This is a genomic window from Pseudomonas sp. AC255 (genome assembly GCF_979258175.1).
Window position 1 is genome coordinate 3562491 of the sequence record NZ_OZ409841.1, and the last position, 19634, is coordinate 3582124.

General features: G+C 60.2%; 21 protein-coding genes. 2 read left to right on the top strand and 19 right to left on the bottom strand.

The annotated features are described in order from the left end of the window. The first annotated feature begins 10 nt into the window (after nucleotides 1-10). The gene (locus ACZZ0K_RS16225) at nucleotides 11-223 is read left to right on the top strand and encodes a hypothetical protein (protein WP_463559202.1); all 213 of its coding nucleotides are present in this window, start codon (nucleotides 11-13) and stop codon (nucleotides 221-223) included. Nucleotides 224-421: 198 nt separating this feature from the next. Continuing rightward, on the top strand, nucleotides 422-3022 hold the full coding sequence (locus ACZZ0K_RS16230; protein ID WP_463559203.1) for an Ig-like domain-containing protein: 2601 nt from the start codon (nucleotides 422-424) through the stop codon (nucleotides 3020-3022). 180 nt (nucleotides 3023-3202) lie between these two features. Here ACZZ0K_RS16230 and ACZZ0K_RS16235 read toward each other — a convergent pair whose 3' ends face one another. The 19 genes from ACZZ0K_RS16235 to fliE form a co-directional block, all read right to left on the bottom strand. Beyond that, a complete protein-coding gene (locus ACZZ0K_RS16235) occupies nucleotides 3203-3880 on the bottom strand; it encodes a hypothetical protein (protein WP_252879654.1) in 678 nt (225 codons plus the stop codon). A gap of 105 nt (nucleotides 3881-3985) precedes the next feature. After that, nucleotides 3986-5125, bottom strand: coding sequence for a flagellar biosynthesis protein FlhB (gene flhB, locus ACZZ0K_RS16240; protein ID WP_016771065.1), 1140 nt, complete (start codon nucleotides 5123-5125; stop codon nucleotides 3986-3988). A gap of 3 nt (nucleotides 5126-5128) precedes the next feature. Then, nucleotides 5129-5914: a flagellar biosynthetic protein FliR gene (gene fliR, locus ACZZ0K_RS16245; protein WP_016771066.1), complete on the bottom strand. Its 786-nt coding sequence runs from the start codon at nucleotides 5912-5914 to the stop codon at nucleotides 5129-5131. Between the two features lie 3 nt (nucleotides 5915-5917). After that, nucleotides 5918-6187 (bottom strand): flagellar biosynthesis protein FliQ, encoded by a 270-nt coding sequence (fliQ, locus tag ACZZ0K_RS16250; RefSeq protein ID WP_016771067.1) that lies wholly within the window; start codon nucleotides 6185-6187, stop codon nucleotides 5918-5920. Continuing rightward, nucleotides 6184-6942 carry a flagellar type III secretion system pore protein FliP gene (fliP, locus tag ACZZ0K_RS16255; RefSeq protein ID WP_016771068.1) on the bottom strand — a complete coding sequence of 253 codons (759 nt, stop codon included), beginning with the start codon at nucleotides 6940-6942 and terminating at the stop codon, nucleotides 6184-6186. Before fliP ends, fliQ begins: the two co-directional genes overlap by 4 nt. After that, on the bottom strand, nucleotides 6942-7394 hold the full coding sequence (gene fliO / locus ACZZ0K_RS16260) for a flagellar biosynthetic protein FliO (protein WP_016771069.1): 453 nt from the start codon (nucleotides 7392-7394) through the stop codon (nucleotides 6942-6944). Before fliO ends, fliP begins: the two co-directional genes overlap by 1 nt. After that, entirely contained in the window at nucleotides 7395-7853 is a 459-nt protein-coding gene (gene fliN, locus ACZZ0K_RS16265) for a flagellar motor switch protein FliN (RefSeq protein ID WP_016771070.1), read from the bottom strand. It abuts the gene before it with no gap. Between the two features lie 54 nt (nucleotides 7854-7907). Beyond that, a complete protein-coding gene (gene fliM / locus ACZZ0K_RS16270; RefSeq protein WP_003222890.1) occupies nucleotides 7908-8876 on the bottom strand; it encodes a flagellar motor switch protein FliM in 969 nt (322 codons plus the stop codon). Between the two features lie 9 nt (nucleotides 8877-8885). Continuing rightward, the gene (gene fliL / locus ACZZ0K_RS16275; RefSeq protein ID WP_016771071.1) at nucleotides 8886-9389 is read right to left on the bottom strand and encodes a flagellar basal body-associated protein FliL; all 504 of its coding nucleotides are present in this window, start codon (nucleotides 9387-9389) and stop codon (nucleotides 8886-8888) included. A gap of 338 nt (nucleotides 9390-9727) precedes the next feature. Next, entirely contained in the window at nucleotides 9728-11092 is a 1365-nt protein-coding gene (locus tag ACZZ0K_RS16280) for a flagellar hook-length control protein FliK (RefSeq protein WP_258707785.1), read from the bottom strand. 105 nt (nucleotides 11093-11197) lie between these two features. Then, a complete protein-coding gene (locus tag ACZZ0K_RS16285; RefSeq protein WP_056783810.1) occupies nucleotides 11198-11545 on the bottom strand; it encodes an Hpt domain-containing protein in 348 nt (115 codons plus the stop codon). Between the two features lie 30 nt (nucleotides 11546-11575). Further along, complete coding sequence (locus ACZZ0K_RS16290) at nucleotides 11576-13279, bottom strand: ATP-binding SpoIIE family protein phosphatase (RefSeq protein ID WP_463559204.1); 1704 nt, start codon at nucleotides 13277-13279, stop codon at nucleotides 11576-11578. A gap of 5 nt (nucleotides 13280-13284) precedes the next feature. Then, the gene (locus ACZZ0K_RS16295; protein WP_056783805.1) at nucleotides 13285-13590 is read right to left on the bottom strand and encodes an STAS domain-containing protein; all 306 of its coding nucleotides are present in this window, start codon (nucleotides 13588-13590) and stop codon (nucleotides 13285-13287) included. Between the two features lie 164 nt (nucleotides 13591-13754). Continuing rightward, complete coding sequence (gene fliJ, locus ACZZ0K_RS16300) at nucleotides 13755-14204, bottom strand: flagellar export protein FliJ (protein ID WP_016771076.1); 450 nt, start codon at nucleotides 14202-14204, stop codon at nucleotides 13755-13757. A gap of 6 nt (nucleotides 14205-14210) precedes the next feature. Continuing rightward, nucleotides 14211-15569, bottom strand: coding sequence for a flagellar protein export ATPase FliI (gene fliI / locus ACZZ0K_RS16305; RefSeq protein ID WP_016771077.1), 1359 nt, complete (start codon nucleotides 15567-15569; stop codon nucleotides 14211-14213). Continuing rightward, the gene (gene fliH, locus ACZZ0K_RS16310) at nucleotides 15559-16365 is read right to left on the bottom strand and encodes a flagellar assembly protein FliH (RefSeq protein ID WP_258707783.1); all 807 of its coding nucleotides are present in this window, start codon (nucleotides 16363-16365) and stop codon (nucleotides 15559-15561) included. The genes fliI and fliH overlap by 11 nt, the downstream gene beginning before the upstream one ends. A 4-nt stretch (nucleotides 16366-16369) precedes the next feature. Beyond that, nucleotides 16370-17389 (bottom strand): flagellar motor switch protein FliG, encoded by a 1020-nt coding sequence (gene fliG / locus ACZZ0K_RS16315; RefSeq protein ID WP_016771079.1) that lies wholly within the window; start codon nucleotides 17387-17389, stop codon nucleotides 16370-16372. Beyond that, nucleotides 17382-19169: a flagellar basal-body MS-ring/collar protein FliF gene (gene fliF, locus ACZZ0K_RS16320; RefSeq protein WP_463559205.1), complete on the bottom strand. Its 1788-nt coding sequence runs from the start codon at nucleotides 19167-19169 to the stop codon at nucleotides 17382-17384. The genes fliG and fliF overlap by 8 nt, the downstream gene beginning before the upstream one ends. Before the next feature lie 14 nt (nucleotides 19170-19183). After that, on the bottom strand, nucleotides 19184-19513 hold the full coding sequence (gene fliE, locus ACZZ0K_RS16325) for a flagellar hook-basal body complex protein FliE (RefSeq protein WP_016771081.1): 330 nt from the start codon (nucleotides 19511-19513) through the stop codon (nucleotides 19184-19186). Nucleotides 19514-19634 lie beyond the last annotated feature (121 nt).

The window sequence follows — 19634 nt, forward strand, 5'->3', positions numbered from 1 at the left end:
GCCTCGAAAGATGCGCCGCATTTTTTCGCCGATCGTGCCACTTATCATCTACTCAGTTGGAAATCCCTTCCGATGTACGCCGTCGCTGACGACACCAAACCAAGACCTGCTGGCCAACGCCTGTGAAACCCTCGCCTCGGGCAAAACCATCGCCCAGGAATTCGCCGGACTGGTCAAACCATCCCAGCGCCGGACGCTGCCGGGGATTGCGCACACTCGTTGATTGATCGGGTGTCCTTTCAGGCCCCTTCGCGAGCAGGCTCGCTGCCATAGTTTGACCGCATTCCAAGCGTGGCTGCGGGCCGGTTGGCGACGACAACCACTCGTCGGATACCACTGCGCACCTGTCAACTTTGACAGGTGCGCAACCCGGGCAACGGGCGTTAACTCACTCCGTCACTTTCCCGTCGGAGTCGATGCCATGTCCAGCCCCAACAACCCCCTGCTACTCGCAAAACTCGTCATTCCTGGCGGCAGCAAGGAGCCGGTGTCGACGGACCCCGACGTATGGGGCATTAACATCGCCGCCGCGCTGGGCAACTTTCCGCTCAATGGCCTGCGGTGCCACGCCGGCCCGTGGGGGAACATGGCGACTGGCGACGGGTTGACCATCTTTTGGGGCGCCGGGCAGAACGTCTGGGTTGAAACCGTCGACAAAAACGAGGTCGGCACGCAACTGAGCATGTTCGTGCCCACCCGACACATGGTCGATGGCCAGTTCGCGGTGTCCTATGTGGTCAAGCCCCTGGGCGGCACGGATCAACCGTCCGAGGTCATGCAGGTGTTGGTCAAGCTCACTCGTCCGGGCGGGCACGATGACAACGGCGACGACGGGCATTCCAAACTGATCATGATCATTCCTCAGGACATTCTTGACGGCATCCACGCAGGCAACGTCAAGGATGGCGTGAAGATCAGCATTGGCAAGGCTGAGGGCACGCCGCCCTATCCCTTCGCCGCGGCCGGCGATGTCTGTCGCGTCAGCTGGGGCGGGATTTTCGTCTACGGCGATCCGCTGACCGAGGAACAGGCCGAAGGCAAAGCGCCGATCATCGTGAAAATTGAAGAAGCCGTCATCCGCGAGGCCGGTGATGCGGAAGCGCCCGGCGTGGCCGTGGTGTTCGAAGTGTACGACTGCGTGTTCAACCGTTCCGAAGACTGGAGCCCGGAGCAGCGTGTACCGGTCGCGGTGGATACGACTCGGCCGGACGCGCCGTTGCTCAAGGAAACGTTGAACAACGTACTGGACGTCGACAAGCTGGGCGACGCCGATGGCACCGTGCAAATTGTTGCCAGGGATACGAACAAGTTCAAAGTCGGTGACATTGTATTCATCAGGATCAAGGGAACGCCCGTCGAAGGGCCGCTGATAGACGTGGAGTTAGAGGGCGTGGAGCTGGAAAATGTGCCGAGCATTTTTGAACACAAGGCTCCCAACTCTGTGCTGCGCCTGTTGGCCAAGTCGCAGATCACCTTGTCGTACCGCCTGAAAAAAGCCGACAATTCCGCTGATTTACACTCCAATAGCCAGTTCATCCGCGCCATCGGCGAAGTCAAGCGCCTGGCCGCGCCGATCTTGACGGATGAGGACTCCGGAGCACTGGACCCGGCGCTGGCCCGAGTAGAACTCGAGATTCCCTTCGACAAATCCTTTGTCGAAGGTCACGTCCTCACGATAGTCATGCTCGGCACCACGCCAGGCCTCAAGCCTTACCTGCCAGACCTGCCAACTCGGCCCATCACCCACAACGACGTCGTCGCAGCCAAATCGCTGTGGTACTACATCGATGGCGCGCACCTGAACCCGGTCAACGGCGGCACGGCGGAGTTCTACTACCAATTACAGATCCCGGATACAGTGCTCGACACGCTGAACCCGTTCGCGGCTACCCGCGCCATGCGCGAATCGATCCACAGCGATATCCTGCGAGTCGGCAAACCACGCCTGGAACTGCCTCAACCGGAGGTGGACGGCGTGGTGGATGGCGTCCTGCCAGCCGACACGGCCGGCACCACCCTGACCGTGAAGTACACGGAAACAGTAACCGGCGACGAAGTCTTCATGTTCTGGATCGGCTCGATCACCGGTGAGTATCCCGACTCGATCAAGCTGAACGGACTCACCGCCGGCAAGGAAGTGCCGTTCCCGATCCCGGCCGCGATGATCAAGGGTAATGAAGGCGGGACGGTGATCGCCAAATACCAAATCAAACGCGCGGCTGGCGGGATCAGTTACGCCGAGCCATTGGAGTTCAGTGTCGGGGTGGCGCAAGCGCCTACCATCGTCAGCATCACCGATTCCAACGGCATCGTTGCCCCTAATGGCACCACATTGGACACCAGTGTCACCGTCACCGGCGACGCCAGTTCTGACCAGACCGTACAGCTTTACGACGGCAACACGGCGCTGACCCCGGTCGTGACGGTCGATGCCAATGGCAACTGGAGCAGAGAGATAAGCGGGCTGAGCAAAGGCGCGCACCCAATCAAAGCCAAAGCGCTTTACAGTGCACAGCCGGAGTCGGCGGTGCGCAGCTTTACTGTCGCATCAGCCCTGAGAATTGACTTTACCGATTTTACTGACGAGAACTGGAACGGTTGGGTCAGCGGGCCGGGTGTACATCCAAACGACCTGAAATCAGTAAGACTGAGTGACGGCAACTGGGTACTGCGTAACCTCACCTACACAGATCAATCTGATGGGGTAGTCATCCATAAGACACTTTGGAATCTGCATCCGGGTTATCAATATCGTTTTTCAATCAAAGCTATCCGGTGGGACGGTAGATACACGACGCCATCGTTATCGATCCAAGCCGATGCCAAGATCATCGCTGGCCCTACCCAAATCAGCTCCACAACCGACTGGATAACGTTATCAGGCCATTTTATACCCACAACCGCCTCAATCGTTTTGACCGTTGACAGCCATGTCTCGGCGAGCAGAGGCAACGACTATCAGATTGACGATATTGAAATCGTGCTCATTGATAGATCAACCGAACCACTTTCACGCAGCTAACGGAGGTCGCTCATTAAATCTCCATCCCACGGACCGTTAAAACCTGTCGCCAACAGGGGCGCCGTGCATCCTGAGGAGCACGGCGCTTAAGGACGCTCCACGTTCGGCTTTGGAAGGGACACGAGGCGTGCCGCCTGCATTCATTTGCTGCGCGCAGGCGCGATCAGCTCAGAGCCCGGTCTACATCGCTGTCAGCATCTGCTTGGCCGTGATAGTGCCGAAACGCAATTGATTGCGATCGACATACTTCACGCCTCGAAGTACCCATTGGCCTTCAACCTGGACGAAGTCTTCATGCATGTACATGAGCACGACCTTGGTCACAGGTACAGTGATATCAGGAGCGGTGAGGTCACTTTGCAACAGGTTTAACGCCCAATGAAACTGCAAGAGAGGTAAATCTGCGATCTTGATCGTTCGACTTTCGTCCACCAGTCGGAAATCCCTGCTTGCAGTGATGCGCAACTTTTGCCCGACGACTTCAAACGCAGGCTTACCGTAACGCACCGCCAACTCAACGCCCGTGGCCCATTGATCCATGTAATAACCTGGCGATGTGAACAGCGTGAACAAGGCCATTTTGTCGCGGACGTTGCCCGCGCTATCGAACAGATAGTTGTAGGAGTAGTGGTAAGCCAATCCGTCCAGTTCAGGCCTGATGGCATTGACCGGGTTGTTCAGATAATCGGGAATATAAAGGTTTGCCATCTGCACGAAGTGAGTGAAGTCGAGATCGAGGTCAAAGCTCACCGTGTAACGTATGGATCGTTCCTTGGGGTTTTCCTCCAACTGCCCTGAAACATAGTCCAGCGTCATTCCTTGGAGTTTCTTATAGATTCGCTCTGCCATGATCTTCATCTCTGCGCTCGGGGATTATTCCCGGTTGCATAGCAACGCGGTCAGAGAGCGGCGTCTACTGTCAGACCTGACAGGTTCAGAGATTTTCCAGACGAGCGGTAACTCTCAAGAGTCCCGGCGCAAATCCGGCGGAATAGGCAGATCATCCTTGAGCGGGTCCGGCCGCTTGCCCTTGCCCGCCTGGTGTTGGCGAATCTGATAGACGTAGGCCAATACCTGCGCCACTGCCAGATACAGCCCGCCAGGAATTTCCTGCTCAAGCTCAGTTGAGTAATAGATCGAGCGCGCCAGCGCAGGCGACTCGAGCAGCATAACGTTGTTGGCCACTGCAATTTCGCGGATTTTCAGGGCGATGAAGTCGCTGCCCTTGGCCAGCAGCACCGGCGCGCCGCCCTTCTCCGAGTCGTACTTGAGCGCGACCGCGTAGTGGGTCGGGTTGGTGATGACCACGTCGGCTTCGGGAATCGCTGCCATCATCCGTCGCTGGGACATTTCGCGCTGGGTCTGGCGAATGCGTTGCTTGACCTCCGGGCGGCCTTCCTGATCCTTGTGCTCGTCGCGCACTTCCTGCTTGGTCATCTTGAGCTTCTTCATGCTCTCCCAGATCTGCACCGGCACGTCGACGGCGGCGATGATGATCAGACCGCAGGCCAGCCACAGCGTGCTCCAGCCCACCAGCAAGACGCTGTGAATGATCGCCATATCCAGTGGTTCGTGGGCGATGCGCAGCAAGTCGTCGACGTCGGCGGACAACACCAACAGCGCCACGCCCAAGGTGATCAGAAACTTCGCCAATGCCTTGAGCAGTTCAACCACAGCCTTGAACGAGAACATCCGTTTGAGGCCGGCGGCCGGGTTCATCCGGCTGAATTTGGGTGCCAGCGAACTTGCCGCGAACAGCCAGCCACCCAGGGAGATTGGCCCGATGATGGCGGCGAGCAACAGGGTTATCATCACCGGCTGAATCGCCAGCAAGGCGATCAGGCCCGACTCCAGCAAAAACCGGCCCATGGCGCCCTGATCCATGACCACTTCGCGGGACAGGGTGAAGTTCAGGCGCATCACGTCCATCATTTCTTGCGCGAGCATGCCGCCGAAAATCAGCAGCGCAGAGGCGCCGGCCATCATCACGGCCAGGGTGTTGAGCTCTTTGGAACGGGCGATTTCACCCTTCTCACGGGAGTCCTTTTTGCGTTTCTCCGTGGGGTCTTCCGTTTTGTCCTGACCGCTCTCGCTCTCTGCCATGACTCAGCGCGCCCGTGCCAGTTCGCGTAGCAACTGCAAGGCCTCGCTGGCCAGCGGTTGATACTGGTTGAGAATGTCCGCAAGCCCCACCCAGACGATGAACAGGCCGAGCACCAGGGTCAGCGGAAAACCGATCGAGAAGATGTTCAGTTGCGGCGCGGCGCGGGTCATCACGCCGAAGGCGATGTTGACCACCAACAGTGCGGTGACGGCCGGCAACACCAGCAGCAATGCGGCGCCGAGGACCCAGCCGAGTTTGCCGGCCAGTTCCCAGTAATGCGCAACCATCAAACCGCCGCCGACCGGCAGCGTGGTGAAACTTTCAGTGAGGACTTCGAATACCACCAGATGGCCGTTCATCGACAGGAACAGCAACGTCACCAGCATGGTGAAGAACTGCCCGATCACCGCCACCGAAACGCCGTTGGTAGGGTCGATCATCGAGGCGAAGCCCATGCCCATCTGGATCGCGACGATCTGCCCGGCGACGGCGAAAGCCTGGAAGAACAGTTGCAGGGAAAAGCCCAGTACGGCGCCCACCAGAATCTGCTCGCCGATCAGCAACAGGCCGCTGAGATCGAGTGGGCTGACGGCGGGCATCGGCGGCAGCGCCGGGGTGATCACCACGGTGATCGCCACGGCGAAATACAGGCGCACGCGGCGCGGAATCAGCGTGGTGCCGAACACCGGCATGACCATCAGCATCGACGCCACGCGAAACAGCGGCAACATGAATGACGCCACCCAGGTGCTGATCTGGGTGTCGGTCAGCTGAAGCAGCGATTGCATGGCTTAGCCGATGACCATCGGAATGTTTTTGTACAGCTGGATGATGTATTCCATGAACGTCTGCACGATCCACGGACCGCCGATGATCAGGGTGACCAGCATCACCAGCAGACGCGGCAGGAAGCTCAGGGTCTGTTCGTTGATCTGCGTGGCCGCCTGGAACATCGACACCAGCAGGCCGACCAGCAGGCTCGGCACCACCAGGATGGCGACCATCATGGTGGTCAGCCACAGGGCTTCACGAAAGATATCGACCGCGACTTCCGGCGTCATGGCGAAACACCTCCAAAACTGCTGGCCAGAGTACCGATGATCAGCGCCCAGCCATCGACCAGCACGAACAGCATGATCTTGAACGGCAGCGAAATGATCAGCGGCGAGAGCATCATCATACCCATGGCCATCAGCACGCTCGCGACAACGAGGTCGATGATCAGGAACGGAATGAAGATCATGAAGCCGATCTGGAAGGCGGTCTTAAGCTCGGAGGTCACGAACGCCGGCACCAGAATGGTCAACGGCGCCTGATCCGGGCTGGCAATGTCGGTGCGCTTGGACAGGCGCATGAACAGCTCCAGATCGCTGGTACGAGTCTGCGCGAGCATGAAGTCCTTGATCGGCACCTGAGCCTTTTCCACCGCTTGCTGGGCGGTGAGGGTTTCCGCCAGATACGGTTGCAGCGCGTCGTTGTTCACCCGGTCGAACACCGGCGCCATGATGAACAACGTCAGGAACAGCGCCATGCCGGTGAGGATCTGGTTCGACGGCGTCTGTTGCAGGCCGAGGGCCTGACGCAGGATCGAGAAGACGATGATGATCCGCGTGAAGCTGGTCATCAGGATGACCGCCGCTGGAATAAAGCTCAGCGCGGTCATGATCAGCAGGATCTGCAGACTGACCGAATATTCCTGCGCGCCGTCGGCATTAGTGCCCAGCGTGATCGCCGGGATAGACAACGGATCGGCGGCGAACGCCAGCGGCGCGGCCAGCAACAGGACCAGCGTCAAGACGATGCGGAGCGCACCCATTACTTCGTATCCTTTTGGTCCTTGCCAAGAATCTTCAGCAGATGCTGAGCAAATTCCGGCGTCGCTTTTTCACTGGCGGTGGGGACTTCGACCGGCTCTTTGAGCACGTGCAGCGCGGTGATGGTGCCGGGGCTGAGGCCGAGCAGAATCTGCTCGTTGCCGACCTGCACCAGCATCAAGCGGTCACGCGGACCGAGCGCGCGTGAGCCGATCAGCTCGATTACCTGGCCCTTGCCCGCTGGCCCCGCCTGCTGCACGCGGCGCAACAGCCAGGCGAGGAAAAAGATCAAACCCAGCACCAGCAGCAAACCGAACACCAGTTGCGTTAACTGACCGGCCACGCCGCTGTTGACCATTGGCGCGGTGGCGGCAGGCGCGGCAGTGGTTGCACCCGGCTCGGCAGCCAGCACGCTCAACGGCCATGCCAGCAGCACCCAGAGAAACCTTTTCACTCAGCGCAGCTTCTTGATGCGTTCGCTTGGGCTGATCACGTCGGTCAGGCGGATGCCGAACTTCTCGTTGACCACCACTACTTCGCCGTGGGCGATCAAGGTGCCGTTGACCAGCACGTCGAGCGGCTCACCGGCCAGACGATCAAGCTCGATCACCGAACCCTGGTTGAGTTGCAGCAGGTTGCGGATGTTGATGTCGGTACTGCCGACTTCCATCGAGATCGACACCGGAATGTCGAGGATCACGTCCAGGTTCGGACCGTCGAGGGTCACCGGATCATTGTTCTTCGGCACGCTGCCGAACTCTTCCATCGGCAGACGGTTGGAGCTGGAAGTGCCGGCGTCGGCGGCCAGCAGTGCATCGATGTCAGCCTGGCCGGCATCACCGGTTTCTTCCAGGGCCGCAGCCCATTCATCGGCCAGTGCCTGGTCGTCCTGCGCGTTCATATCGTCGTTCATCATGTGTCCTCGGCGGGCAACAATTCGGTTAAATACGGGGTGAAAAGCGCCGCCTCAGCGACGCTCGATCGGCTCGATCACCTGCAACGCGAGGTTGCCTTTGTGCGAGCCCATCTTGACCTTGAAGGCCGGCACGCCGTTGGCGCGCATGATCATGTCTTCCGGCATCTCGACCGGGATCACATCGCCCGGTTGCATGTGCAGGATGTCGCGCAGCTTCAACTGGCGGCGGGCCACGGTGGCGCCGATCGGCACGTCGACATCGAGCACGTCCTGGCGCAGGGCGTTGACCCAGCGCTCGTCCTGATCGTCGAGGTCGGACTGGAAACCGGCGTCGAGCATCTCGCGCACTGGCTCGATCATCGAGTACGGCATGGTCACGTGCAGATCGCCGCCACCGCCATCGAGTTCGATGTGGAAGGTGGAGACCACAATCGCTTCGCTCGGGCCGACGATGTTGGCCATGGCCGGGTTCACTTCCGAGTTGATGTACTCGAAATTGACTTCCATGATCGCCTGCCAGGCTTCTTTCAGATCGACGAACGCCTGCTCGAGCACCATGCGCACTACGCGCAACTCGGTCGGGGTGAACTCACGCCCTTCGATCTTGGCGTGACGGCCGTCACCACCGAAGAAGTTGTCCACCAGCTTGAACACCAGTTTGGCGTCGAGGATGAACAGCGCGGTGCCGCGCAGCGGTTTGATCTTGACCAGGTTGAGGCTGGTCGGCACGTACAGCGAGTGCACGTATTCGCCGAACTTCATCACCTGCACGCCACCGACAGCCACGTCCGCCGAGCGGCGCAGCATGTTGAACATGCTGATGCGGGTGTAGCGGGCAAAGCGCTCGTTGATCATTTCCAGCGTCGGCATGCGTCCACGGACGATGCGATCCTGGCTGGTCAGGTCGTAGCTTTTGACACTGCCGGGTTCGGCAGCATTATCGGTCTGTACCAGACCATCATCGACGCCATGCAGCAGCGCATCGATTTCATCCTGGGACAGCAGATCCTGCACGGCCATGTCGTGTTCCTACTGCAGTACGAAATTAGTGAAAAGCAACTGTTCGATGACCACTTTGCCCAGTTCTTTCTGCGCCACTTCCTGGACGCTGGCGGTGGCCTTCTGGCGCAACATCTCCTGGCCGACCGGGGTCGCCAGTGTGGCGAAATCCTGACCGGAGAAGAGCATTACCAGGTTGTTGCGGATAACCGGCATGTGCACTTTGAGCGCGTCCAGATCGGCCTGATTCCGCGCCAGCATGGTGATGCTCACCTGCATGTAGCGCTGACGGCCGTTCTGGTTGTAGTTGGCAACGAAGGCCGGCGCCATCGGCTCGAAAATCGCCGCCTGCTTGCCGACCGGCGCTGCTTCAGCGGCCTCGGCAGGCTTGCTCTGCGCGCCGTGCATGAAGAACCAGGTCGCCCCGACGGATGCACCAATGGCCACCAGCAACGCCAGCACGATCACGATGATCAGCTTGAGTTTGCCTTTGGTTGCGGGGTCTTTTACTGCTGCAGCTTCGCTCTTCGCCATGCCAATAATCCGTCACTAATCGGGGGTTTCACAGTCGCACGGCAAGGCAAGAGCAAGTGTTATGCCAGAAGTGTCGGAGGTCGAGAACGACGCTAAAGTCAAAAGCACCCTCACCCCAGCCCTCTCCCGGAGGGAGAGGGGGCCGACCGAGATGTAATGGGGCTGGACATCGACCTGCACAACCGAGGTGATTGCAAGTTCAGGGCGGGAATCAACAGGTCGCCGAATGTCGAACGGATTCAGCGATGCTCGTTCAGGTCGGCGTAGTTCTTCAAGATTCCCCAATCGGTCCCCTCTCCCTCTGGGAGAGGGCTAGGGTGAGGGGGCTCTTGATTTGCTCAGGCGTAATAGTCGACCGCGCTGCTGCCAATCACGCTGGTAGTCTGCGCCACCACTTCAGCGACAGTAGCTGGTGCCAATTCCTCATCCGCCGAATCCAGGCGGCCACCCGCAGCACTGGTCCGGCCACTCTGCCCATGCTGCGCCTGTTCCTGACCTTGCTGACCCTGCCAGCCACGGTTCTGGTCGGCGACGTTGACGTCGACCTGGCCCATGCCCTGCTGGTTGAACATGTCACGCAGGCGGTGCATCTGGCTGTCGAGCGCTTCACGCACGCTTGGGTGTGCGCTCATAAAGGTGACCTGGGTTTGCTGATCGGGAACCATGTTCACGCGGATATCCAGACGCCCAAGCTCCGCCGGCTGCAACTGAATGTCGGCGGCCTTCAGGTTGACGCTGGACAGGTACATGACGCGGTTGACCACTTCTTCGGTCCAGCCGCTCTGGTGCATGGCGATCGGCTGATTCACCGGCAGCGCATTGGCGGTTTTCGGCGTAGCGGCCTGGGTCAGTGCCGCCAGACGGTTGGCGAAGTCATCGACGCGAGTGTCGCTGGTAGCCGATTTCAGATCCTTCAGACCATCGTCGATCAGCCCGCTGAAAGCTTGTTCGCCGCCCTGACTGGTGCTGTCCTTGTCGGCCTGCACGTCGAGCATGCTGGCCATGCCGGCGGCAAAGTTCTGCGCGGCGGTCAATTCACCGTCAGCCTGAGCTTGAGCAGGCGTGGCTTTCGGTTGCGCCTGACTGGCGGCGGAAATATGCCCGCCCTGCTCCATCGCCATGCGCACGGCCGGCATCGAGTCGAGCGGGTCGGCCGATGGATCGAAATCGCTGTCGGTGGCCGCCGGATCTTTGACCATGCCCGACACGACCGCCAGTGCAGGCGTTTCGGTTTCCGGCTGGGCTGGCGTGGTGACTGTTGGTGCTTGCACCACAGGCGCTGCCACCAACGGCTGAACGACTTGCGCCAAGGCCGGATCAAGGGCCGGGTCTACAGGCGCGGCATCGGCCACAGGGGTTTGTACGGTTTCAGTGGTGTCATCGGCAGTCGCTGTCGCGTCGTCGCTCGACGCCTTGTCGGCAGGCAACGCTTTGCCGCTATCGGCAACTGCTGGCTCGGGCGCGGCAGACTGCTCTTTGCCGATATCCTTTTTGCCGCTGCTGTCCGCGACCTTATCGCGTGCCGGCTTGACTGAATTGTCAGCGCTCACGGCGGGCTTGGCCGGCGCCTGATCGGCGAACACTTTGGCGAAGCTGGAAGCCTTGTCCCCGGCGTCTGCGGCCATTGCCGACGATTTGGCAGCGGCGGCTTGCGCCTTGGCCTGAGCGGCGGTCTGAAGAAGGATATTTGGGGTCGCAGGCATGAAACGGTCTCCGCTGCACTGGGATCGTAGGTACAGTTGAGCAAGATGACTGCAAGTGCCGGGCCAGTTTGGCCAGACACTTGCGAAAAGCGCCGGACGGCAGCTTCAGTGAATGTGGGCGTGGTGCTTTTCGCTTTCGTACACCGGACGTACTTCGGCGAATTCAGAATGGATATCGGCGACTAGCTGAGCGAGTGCTTCCGGGCTTTTGTCCTTCGCGTTCGACTCCAGGTCCTGGCACAACTCGGCCAGTCGAACCGCGCCCATGTTGCTGGCGCTGCCCTTGAAGCTATGCGCTACATCGGAAAGCGCTTTGGCGCTGGTGCTGTCCTGCAACTCGTGCAGGCGGCTTTGCGAATCTGCCAGAAAAGTCTCCAGCAATTCCGTATAGCCGTCCTCCATCACCTCGCGCAAAGTATCGAGGACTTCGCGATTTACATGTGCGTCTGTCACTTGCTCACTCCTTGATCAAGAATGGGCGGATTATGCCTCAATCTCCCAGAAAAACTCCACGCTGGCACTACGACCTTGGTCCGACCAACTGGCGTTGCGCCCCAGTTGCCGGACCAGACCGATGCCGCGTCCCGACAAGCGGACGTTATCCACGGGCCTTTCCATGACCCGCGCCACATCAAACCCCTTGCCGCTGTCATCGACACGAATGACCAGCCGCCCACCCTCGCCTTGCGGCTGGACCTGCAAATGCACTCGCACGAAACCGTCTTGCAGCGCCTCCAACCGCGCCGCGCGCATTTCATAGTAGCGGGCGAAACCTGCCGCATCGCGTTTGAGGCTCGAGTCCAGCCCGAGCACGCCATGCTCCAGGCCATTGGAATACAACTCGGCGAGCACGCTGTACAGCGCCCCGCTTTGCGCGCGCAGGCCATGCACTTCAAGCAGCAACTGCAAGAGGAACGGCAATGGATTGAAGCGCCTGAGCGTGGCGCCGCGAAACTCGAAACTGGCCGACCAGTCCAGCGGGCACGACTGGCCGCTGTCTGAATACACCGGCGCGGCGCCGTGGGCCTGCGCCGACTCAAGCAGACTGACTTCGACCATGCTTACGTCATCACGGGCCTGTCCGCGAAAATCGCGCAACGCCTGTTCGATATCCTCGAATAACCGATCCGGCTCACGGTTCGCCGCAAACACCTGCTGCAAGCGTTCGACGCCGAACAACAGGTCATTGGCATCGCAGGTATCGATCACCCCGTCCGATAACAGAAACACTCGATCATCGACGGCCATCGGATACACATCCGTACGGTCATCGAAGGCTTGCGCGCTGAGAATCCCAAGGGGCAAATGCCGCGCCGGCAAGGGCACACGCTCGCCGCTGGCCATGCGGTGCAAGTAACCGTCGGGCATGCCACCGTTCCACACCTCCACCGAACGGCTCTGGAAACTCAGACTGAGCAAGGTGGCACAGCAGAACATGTCCACCGGCAGGATGCGCTTGAGCTTGGCGTTCATCTCGCGCAGGGTTTCGGCCAGGCCATAGCCCTTGGCGGTCATCCCATAAAACACTTCGGCCAGCGGCATCGCCCCCACCGCTGCCGGCAAGCCATGCCCGGTGAAATCGCCGAGCATGACGTGCATGTCACCGGCAGGCGTGTACGCCGCCAGCAACAAGTCACCGTTGAACAGCGCATACGGCGATTGCAGGTAACGGATGTTCGGCGCACTCAGGCAACCGGAATGTGCGACCTTGTCGAACACCGCTTTGGCCACGCGTTGTTCGTTCAGTAGATAGTCATGATGTTTTGCGATCAGATCACGCTGCTGCAGGACCGTTGCCTGAAGGCGCCGCAAGCGATCCATCGCCTTGATTTTGGCGGCAAGGATCACCTGGTTGTACGGCTTCGCCAGAAAATCGTCACCGCCAGCCTCTAGACAACGGGCCAGCGCTTCACTCTCGGTCAGCGAGGTGAGGAAGATGATCGGCACCAACGCTTCACCCGCCAGCGCCTTGATCTGCCGCGCCGCTTCGAAGCCGTCCATTACCGGCATCAGCGCGTCCATCAACACCAGATCGGGTTCTTGCTGCTGGAAGCATTCGACCGCCTCCGCACCATTGGCCGCCGTCAGCACTTGATGACCTTGACGGCGGACAATGGTGGACAGCAGCAGCCGGTCGGCGGCACTGTCTTCGGCGATAAGAATAGTCAGCGGCTCTTGCGCCTGCATGGGCGTCAACTGATGTCGAAGAGTTTGTCGAAGTTGGAAATCGCGAGGATTTTCTTCACATCGGAGCTGCTGTTGACGACGCGGATATCCGAATTGTCGCCACCGGCGTGATCACGCAGCAGAAGCAACATGCCCAGCGCGGAGCTGTCGAGGTAAGTGGCCTCTTTGAGATCGACCACGATGGATTCGGGTTTGTGTGGGAGCCGTTCATACGACTCGCGAAATTCCTGATGGCGACCGAAATCGAACCGGCCTTTGACGGCGATCGTGAGCTTTTTCTGGTCTGGAGAGACTTCTGTAACGACTGACATTGACTGGCTTCCTTGTCATTGACGAACCTGTACAAGGTTTAGCACCTGGATAGGGTTGGGGCAAGGCTGGAAAAGCAGATCAAAAGATCGCAGCCTTCGGCAGCGCCTACATTTGAAAATGCATTCCCCTGTAGGAGCTGCCGAAGGCTGCGATCTTTTGATCTTTAAAAGGCATCACGCCGTGGCAACCGCTGCGACAGTTCATCGAGCAGCTTCTGCTCGCGCTTGTCTTCCAGGCGTTGCGCTTCATCACGATAGCGCTGCACCAGTTTGCGCAAACCCTCGACGCGGGCAAACGCCTGCTGCCACTCTTCACGAGCCTTGTCGAGCTTGTTCTGGTGCCAGACCAGGCTCTGCCGTTGTTGGTCGACGGCGGTGTCGAGTTGCGCCAGAAAACCCTGGAAGCCCAGCAGCCATTGCCCGGTCACGCCGGTGCTGCCGCGCACGATCCACTGCTGCGAGTAATCCAGACGAAAGGCATTGAGGTCGGCCAGTTTGCTTTCGGCAACTTTGACCTGGCCCTGAAAGTAGGCGAGGCGCTGCACGGCGGCTTTCTCGGCCTTCTCGGCCATGTCCACCACCGGTGCCAGGCGCGCAGCGCGGCTAACGGCCATGGCCGGTTACCCGCCCGCCGCAGGGGCGAACAGGGTTTCCAGATAGGCCTGGCTTTCACCCAGATTGATTTTGTCGTTGAGGCCCTGGCGCTGATACCTGACCAACTGCGGTTGCAGGGAAATCGCCAGATCGGTCTCGCGATCGCCACCGGCCACATAGGCACCGACGCTGATCAGATCGCGGCTCTGCTGATAGCGTGACCAGAGCTGTTTGAAATACTGCGCGCGCTGCATGTGATCCGGCGAAACCACCGCCGGCATCACCCGGCTGATCGACGCTTCGATGTCGATCGCCGGATAGTGGCCTTCCTCGGCGAGGCGCCGCGACAGGACGATGTGGCCGTCGAGCACGCCCCGCGCCGAGTCGGCAATCGGGTCCTGCTGGTCATCGCCTTCGGACAGTACGGTGTAGAACGCCGTGATCGAGCCACCGCCCTTCTCCGCGTTACCGGCGCGCTCCACCAGTTTCGGCAGCTTGGCGAACACCGAAGGCGGATAGCCCTTGGTTGCTGGCGGTTCGCCGATGGCCAGAGCGATTTCGCGCTGGGCCTGGGCGAAACGGGTCAGCGAGTCCATCAGCAGCAGAACGTTCTTGCCCTTGTCGCGGAAATACTCGGCGATGCGCGTGCAATACATCGCCGCGCGCATACGCATCAGCGGTGCATCGTCTGCTGGCGAGGCAACCACTACCGAGCGTTTGAGGCCTTCTTCACCGAGGATGTGCTCGATGAATTCCTTAACTTCGCGACCACGCTCACCGATCAGGCCGACGACGATGATGTCGGCCTCGGTGAAGCGGGTCATCATGCCCAACAGCACCGATTTACCGACACCGGTACCGGCGAACAGACCCAGACGCTGGCCACGGCCGACCGTCAGCAAACCGTTGATGCAACGGATGCCGACATCCAGCGGTACGCTGATCGGATCACGGTTGAGCGGGTTGATGGTCGGGCCGTCCATCGGCACCCAGTCTTCGGCCTTCATGCCGCCCTTGCCGTCCAGCGCGCGGCCAGCACCGTCAAGAACACGGCCAAGCATGCTCATGCCCATCGGCAAACGACCGGTATCGGCCAGCGGCACCACGCGGGCGCCCGGGGCAATGCCGGCGACGCTGCCGACCGGCATCAGAAAGACTTTGCTGCCGGAAAAACCCATGACTTCCGCTTCCACCTGAGACGGATGGTAGCTGTCGTCATTGATGACCATGCAACGGGTGCCCATGGCGGCGCGCAAGCCTTCGGCTTCGAGGGTCAGGCCGACCATGCGCAGCAGCCGACCTTCAAGGATCGGCGCGCCGGCAATCTCGGTGGCCTCGGCGTAGGTGCTCAGGCGCTTGGCGAAACTGGTGCGTTCAAGGCGCATCGCTGGCGTCCGCGCGCGGCTCGTCAGAGTCGACAGCCGCTGGGGTGTCTTCAGGAATATCGAGCGTCAGGTCTGCCGCTGCCGGATGCAGAGCCTGCTCATGCAATTGGTCGAACAGCTTGGCCATAACCTGGGTCACCCGTGACTCGACGCTGGCGTCGATGCGGCTGTGCTCGGTTTCAACCCGGCAACCGCCCGGCAACAGCGACTCGTCCTCGACGATGCGCCAGGTTTCTTCGTGGCGTTCGCGCAGGGCTTTGACCTGGGCGAAATCCTGCGGATTAACGTACAGGCGCACGTTTTCCACGCCCAGCGGCAACAGCTTGAGGGCATCGCGCATGACGTGTTCGATCTGTGTCGAGTCGATGGCCAGTTCGCGCTTGATCACTTGTTTGGTGATGTGCTGCACGAGGTCGACCAGCGACTTTTCAATCTGGGTGTCTTGCTCGGCGATCGGTTCGAACAGGTTGGCCATCAGCAGCTCAAGGCTGGCGATTTTCGCCGCCAGCGCCGTTTCTGCTTCCTGACGCACCTTCAGCGTGGTGCTGTGAAAACCTTCCTTTTCACCAATGGCGAAGCCCTCGTTGTAAGCCTCCTGACGGATGCTTTCGAGTTCTTCCAGGGTCAGTGGCTGGACTTCTTCCAGCGGCACTTCTTCCATTTCCGGCGGTTCGGGTTCCGGCTCCGGCTCGGGTTCCGGTTTCGGCGGGTCGAAGCTGGGCAGCGCCCAGGATTCGAAGCCGCGAACATCACGGGCGCGGATCAGATCCGTCACAGACTCGTCAGGCTTATCCATGGGCTTAGATCATTTCCTCGCCGCCCTTGCCACCGAGCACGATCTCGCCGGCTTCGGCCATACGACGGGCAATAGTGAGGATCTCCTTCTGCGCGGTTTCGACGTCGCTGACGCGCACCGGGCCTTTCGCCTCGAGGTCGTCGCGCAACAGTTCGGCGGCACGCTTGGACATGTTCTTGAAGATCTTTTCCTTGACGCCCTCGTCCGAGCCTTTGAGGGCCAGCACCAGCACATCGGAAGAGACTTCGCGCAACAGCGCCTGAATGCCACGGTCGTCGACGTCGGCAAGGTTGTTGAACACGAACATGAGGTCTTCGATCTGACCGGACAGGTCTTCGTCGACTTCGCGGATCGAGTCCATGAGCTGGCCTTCGATCGAGCTGTCCAGGAAGTTCATGATGTCGGCCGCACGCTTGATGCCACCCAGGGTGGTGCGCGAGGCGTTCGAGTTGCCGGAGAACTGTTTCTCGAGAATCTGGTTGAGTTCTTTCAAGGCGGCCGGTTGCACGGTGTTCAACGACGAGACGCGCAGGATGATGTCCAGACGCACTTTATGGTCGAAGTTGCCGAGCACTTCACCGGCCTGATCCGGGTCGAGGTACGCGACCACGATTGCCTGGATCTGCGGGTGTTCGTAACGGATGACGTCAGCGACTGCGCGCGGCTCCATCCATTTCAGGCTGTCGAGGCCGCTGGTGTTGCCGCCGAGCAGGATGCGGTCGATCAGGCCGTTGGCCTTGTCTTCGCCCAGGGCCTGGGTGAGCATCTTGCGTACGTAGTCGTCGGATCCGACGCCGAGGCTGGTCTGATCGCCGACGATGTCGACGAACTCGCTCATCACCTGCTCGACCTGTTCGCGATGGACGTTGCCCATCTGCGCCATGGCCACGCCGACGCGCTGAACCTCCTTGGGCCCCATGTGGCGCAGCACTTGCGCAGCATCGGTCGAACCCAGGGACAGCAGCAGAATCGCGGCTTTGTCGACCTTGGTCAGTTTGACGGTGGCGGCTCGGTTATCACTCATCTGCGTTAATCCACTCTTTCACGACCTGAGCCACGCGACCCGGGTCTTCAGCTACCAGACTCTTGATTGCATTCAGTTGCGCGTCATAACCCTCGCTCGGGCTCGGCAACAGAATGCTCTGCGGACCACCGAGGCTCACGCGGTCGTTGGCCAGTTCGCCGTCCAGGCCGCCCATGCCACCAAGTTCCACGTCGCTGCCCAGACCGGCCAGCTCCTTGCCTTTGCCACCGCCGGTGATGTTGTTGAGCACCGGACGCAGCACACCAAACACCAGTACGAGGATGAACAGCACACCCAGCACTTGTTTGACGATGTCCCAGAACCATGGCTGGGAGTAGAACGGAATATTGGCAATCACTTCGCCGCGCTCGGCGGAGAACGGCATGTTGATCACGCTGACGCTGTCGCCACGGCTGGCGTCGAAACCGACCGCGTCCTGCACCAGACGGGTGAAGCGCGCCAATTCGTCGGCGCTCCACGGCGCACGGCTGGTTTCGCCGTTGGCCGGGTTGATCTTGACCTGATCGTCGACCACCACCGACACCGACAGGCGATTGAGACGGCCCTGCTGCTGCTTGGTGTGGCTGATCGAACGGTCGAGTTCGAAGTTCTTGGTCGATTGTTGACGCTTGTCGGCCGGGTACGGCGCGAGCATCGGCTGGCCGGTGGCCGGGTCCATGATCTGCTGGCCGTTGGCATCAACCAAAGGCTGACCTGGCTGAATCATTCCGGCCGGTGCGGCGGTGCCACCGGTGGTCTGCGGCGCCGAGGCAGGCGACGGCGGCTGGTTGCTCAGGGCACCCGGCACACCTTGCGGACCATTGCTGGCGGTGCGTTGTTCATTGACCGACTGCTCGCTGCGCAACGCCGGTTGGTCCGGGTTGAACTGCTCGGCGGTCGATTCGACGGCACTGAAATCGACGTCGGCGGAGACTTCAGCCTTGTAGCGATCGTTGCCCAGTACCGGTTGCAGAATGTTGTGCACGCGCTGGGTGAGCATGCTTTCCATGCGGCGGCTGTAATCGAACTGCTTGCCGGCCATGGTCATTTCCGAGTTCTCCGCCTGATCGGAGAGCAGGTTGCCCTTCTGATCGACGACGGTGATCTGCGATTTGCTCAACTCGGGCACGGAAGTCGCGACCAGGTTGATGATCGCCACCACCTGACCCGGCTCCAGCGAACGCCCGCTGTACAGCTCGACCAGTACCGAAGCGCTCGGCTTGCGCTCGTCACGGACGAACACCGAACTCTTCGGAATGGCCAGATGCACGCGGGCACCCTTGACGTTGTTCAAACTGGAAATGGTCCGCGCCAGTTCGCCTTCGAGGCCGCGACGATAACGGGTCGCTTCCATGAACTGGCTGGTGCCCAGACCCTGTTCCTTGTCGAGGATTTCGAAACCGATGTTGCCGTCGCTGGGAGTGACACCAGCGGCAGCGAGTTTCATCCGCGCACGGGACAGGTCGTCGGCCTTGACCAGCAAGGCGCCGGAATTGGGTTCTACGTTGTAGGGAATGTCAGCGGCGGCCAGGGTTTCCATGACCTGCTTGGCGTCCATGCCGGCAAGGCTGCCGTACAGTGGACGGTAATCCGGCTGCTGCGACCACAGCACCACGGCAAAGCCAATCGCCACGCTCGCCGCCAGACCGACCAACAGGCCGACCTGACGCAGCACGGTCATCTGGGAAAGGTTTTCCAGAAAGGACAGGCCGAACAGCGGCGGTTTGCCGTCGATCGGGGTGGCCTTGGCCGGAACGTTATCAGCGACTGCTTCTGCCATGACTTATTTCGCCCTTAAACCGGCATCTGCATGATGTCTTGGTAAGCCTGGACCAGCTTGTTGCGCACCTGGGTCAGAGCCTGGAACGACACGCTGGCTTTTTGCGACGCAATCATGACGTCAGTCAGGTCGACACCGCTCTTGCCGATCTCGAACGCGTTGGCCAGTTGAGTCGACGCCTGCTGGGTATCGCTGACTTTATTGATCGCCTGACCGAGCATGTCGGAAAAGCTGCTGCCCGCGATTTCAGGGACAGCGGCAGTCGATTTACGCGCAGACATGGCATCCACTTTCATGGCCTGCATGTCCATCATCAACCGATTAAATTCAATACCTTGGCTCATGGTCTACTCTCTTGGGCGGCCCGCAATTTTTTGACACTCACTCGGCGGGTACACAGGTATTAGCAACAAGGGTGCCAGCTAGTGGGCACCCTCCTGAGAAAAGCATCTGGAATGTTTTGCA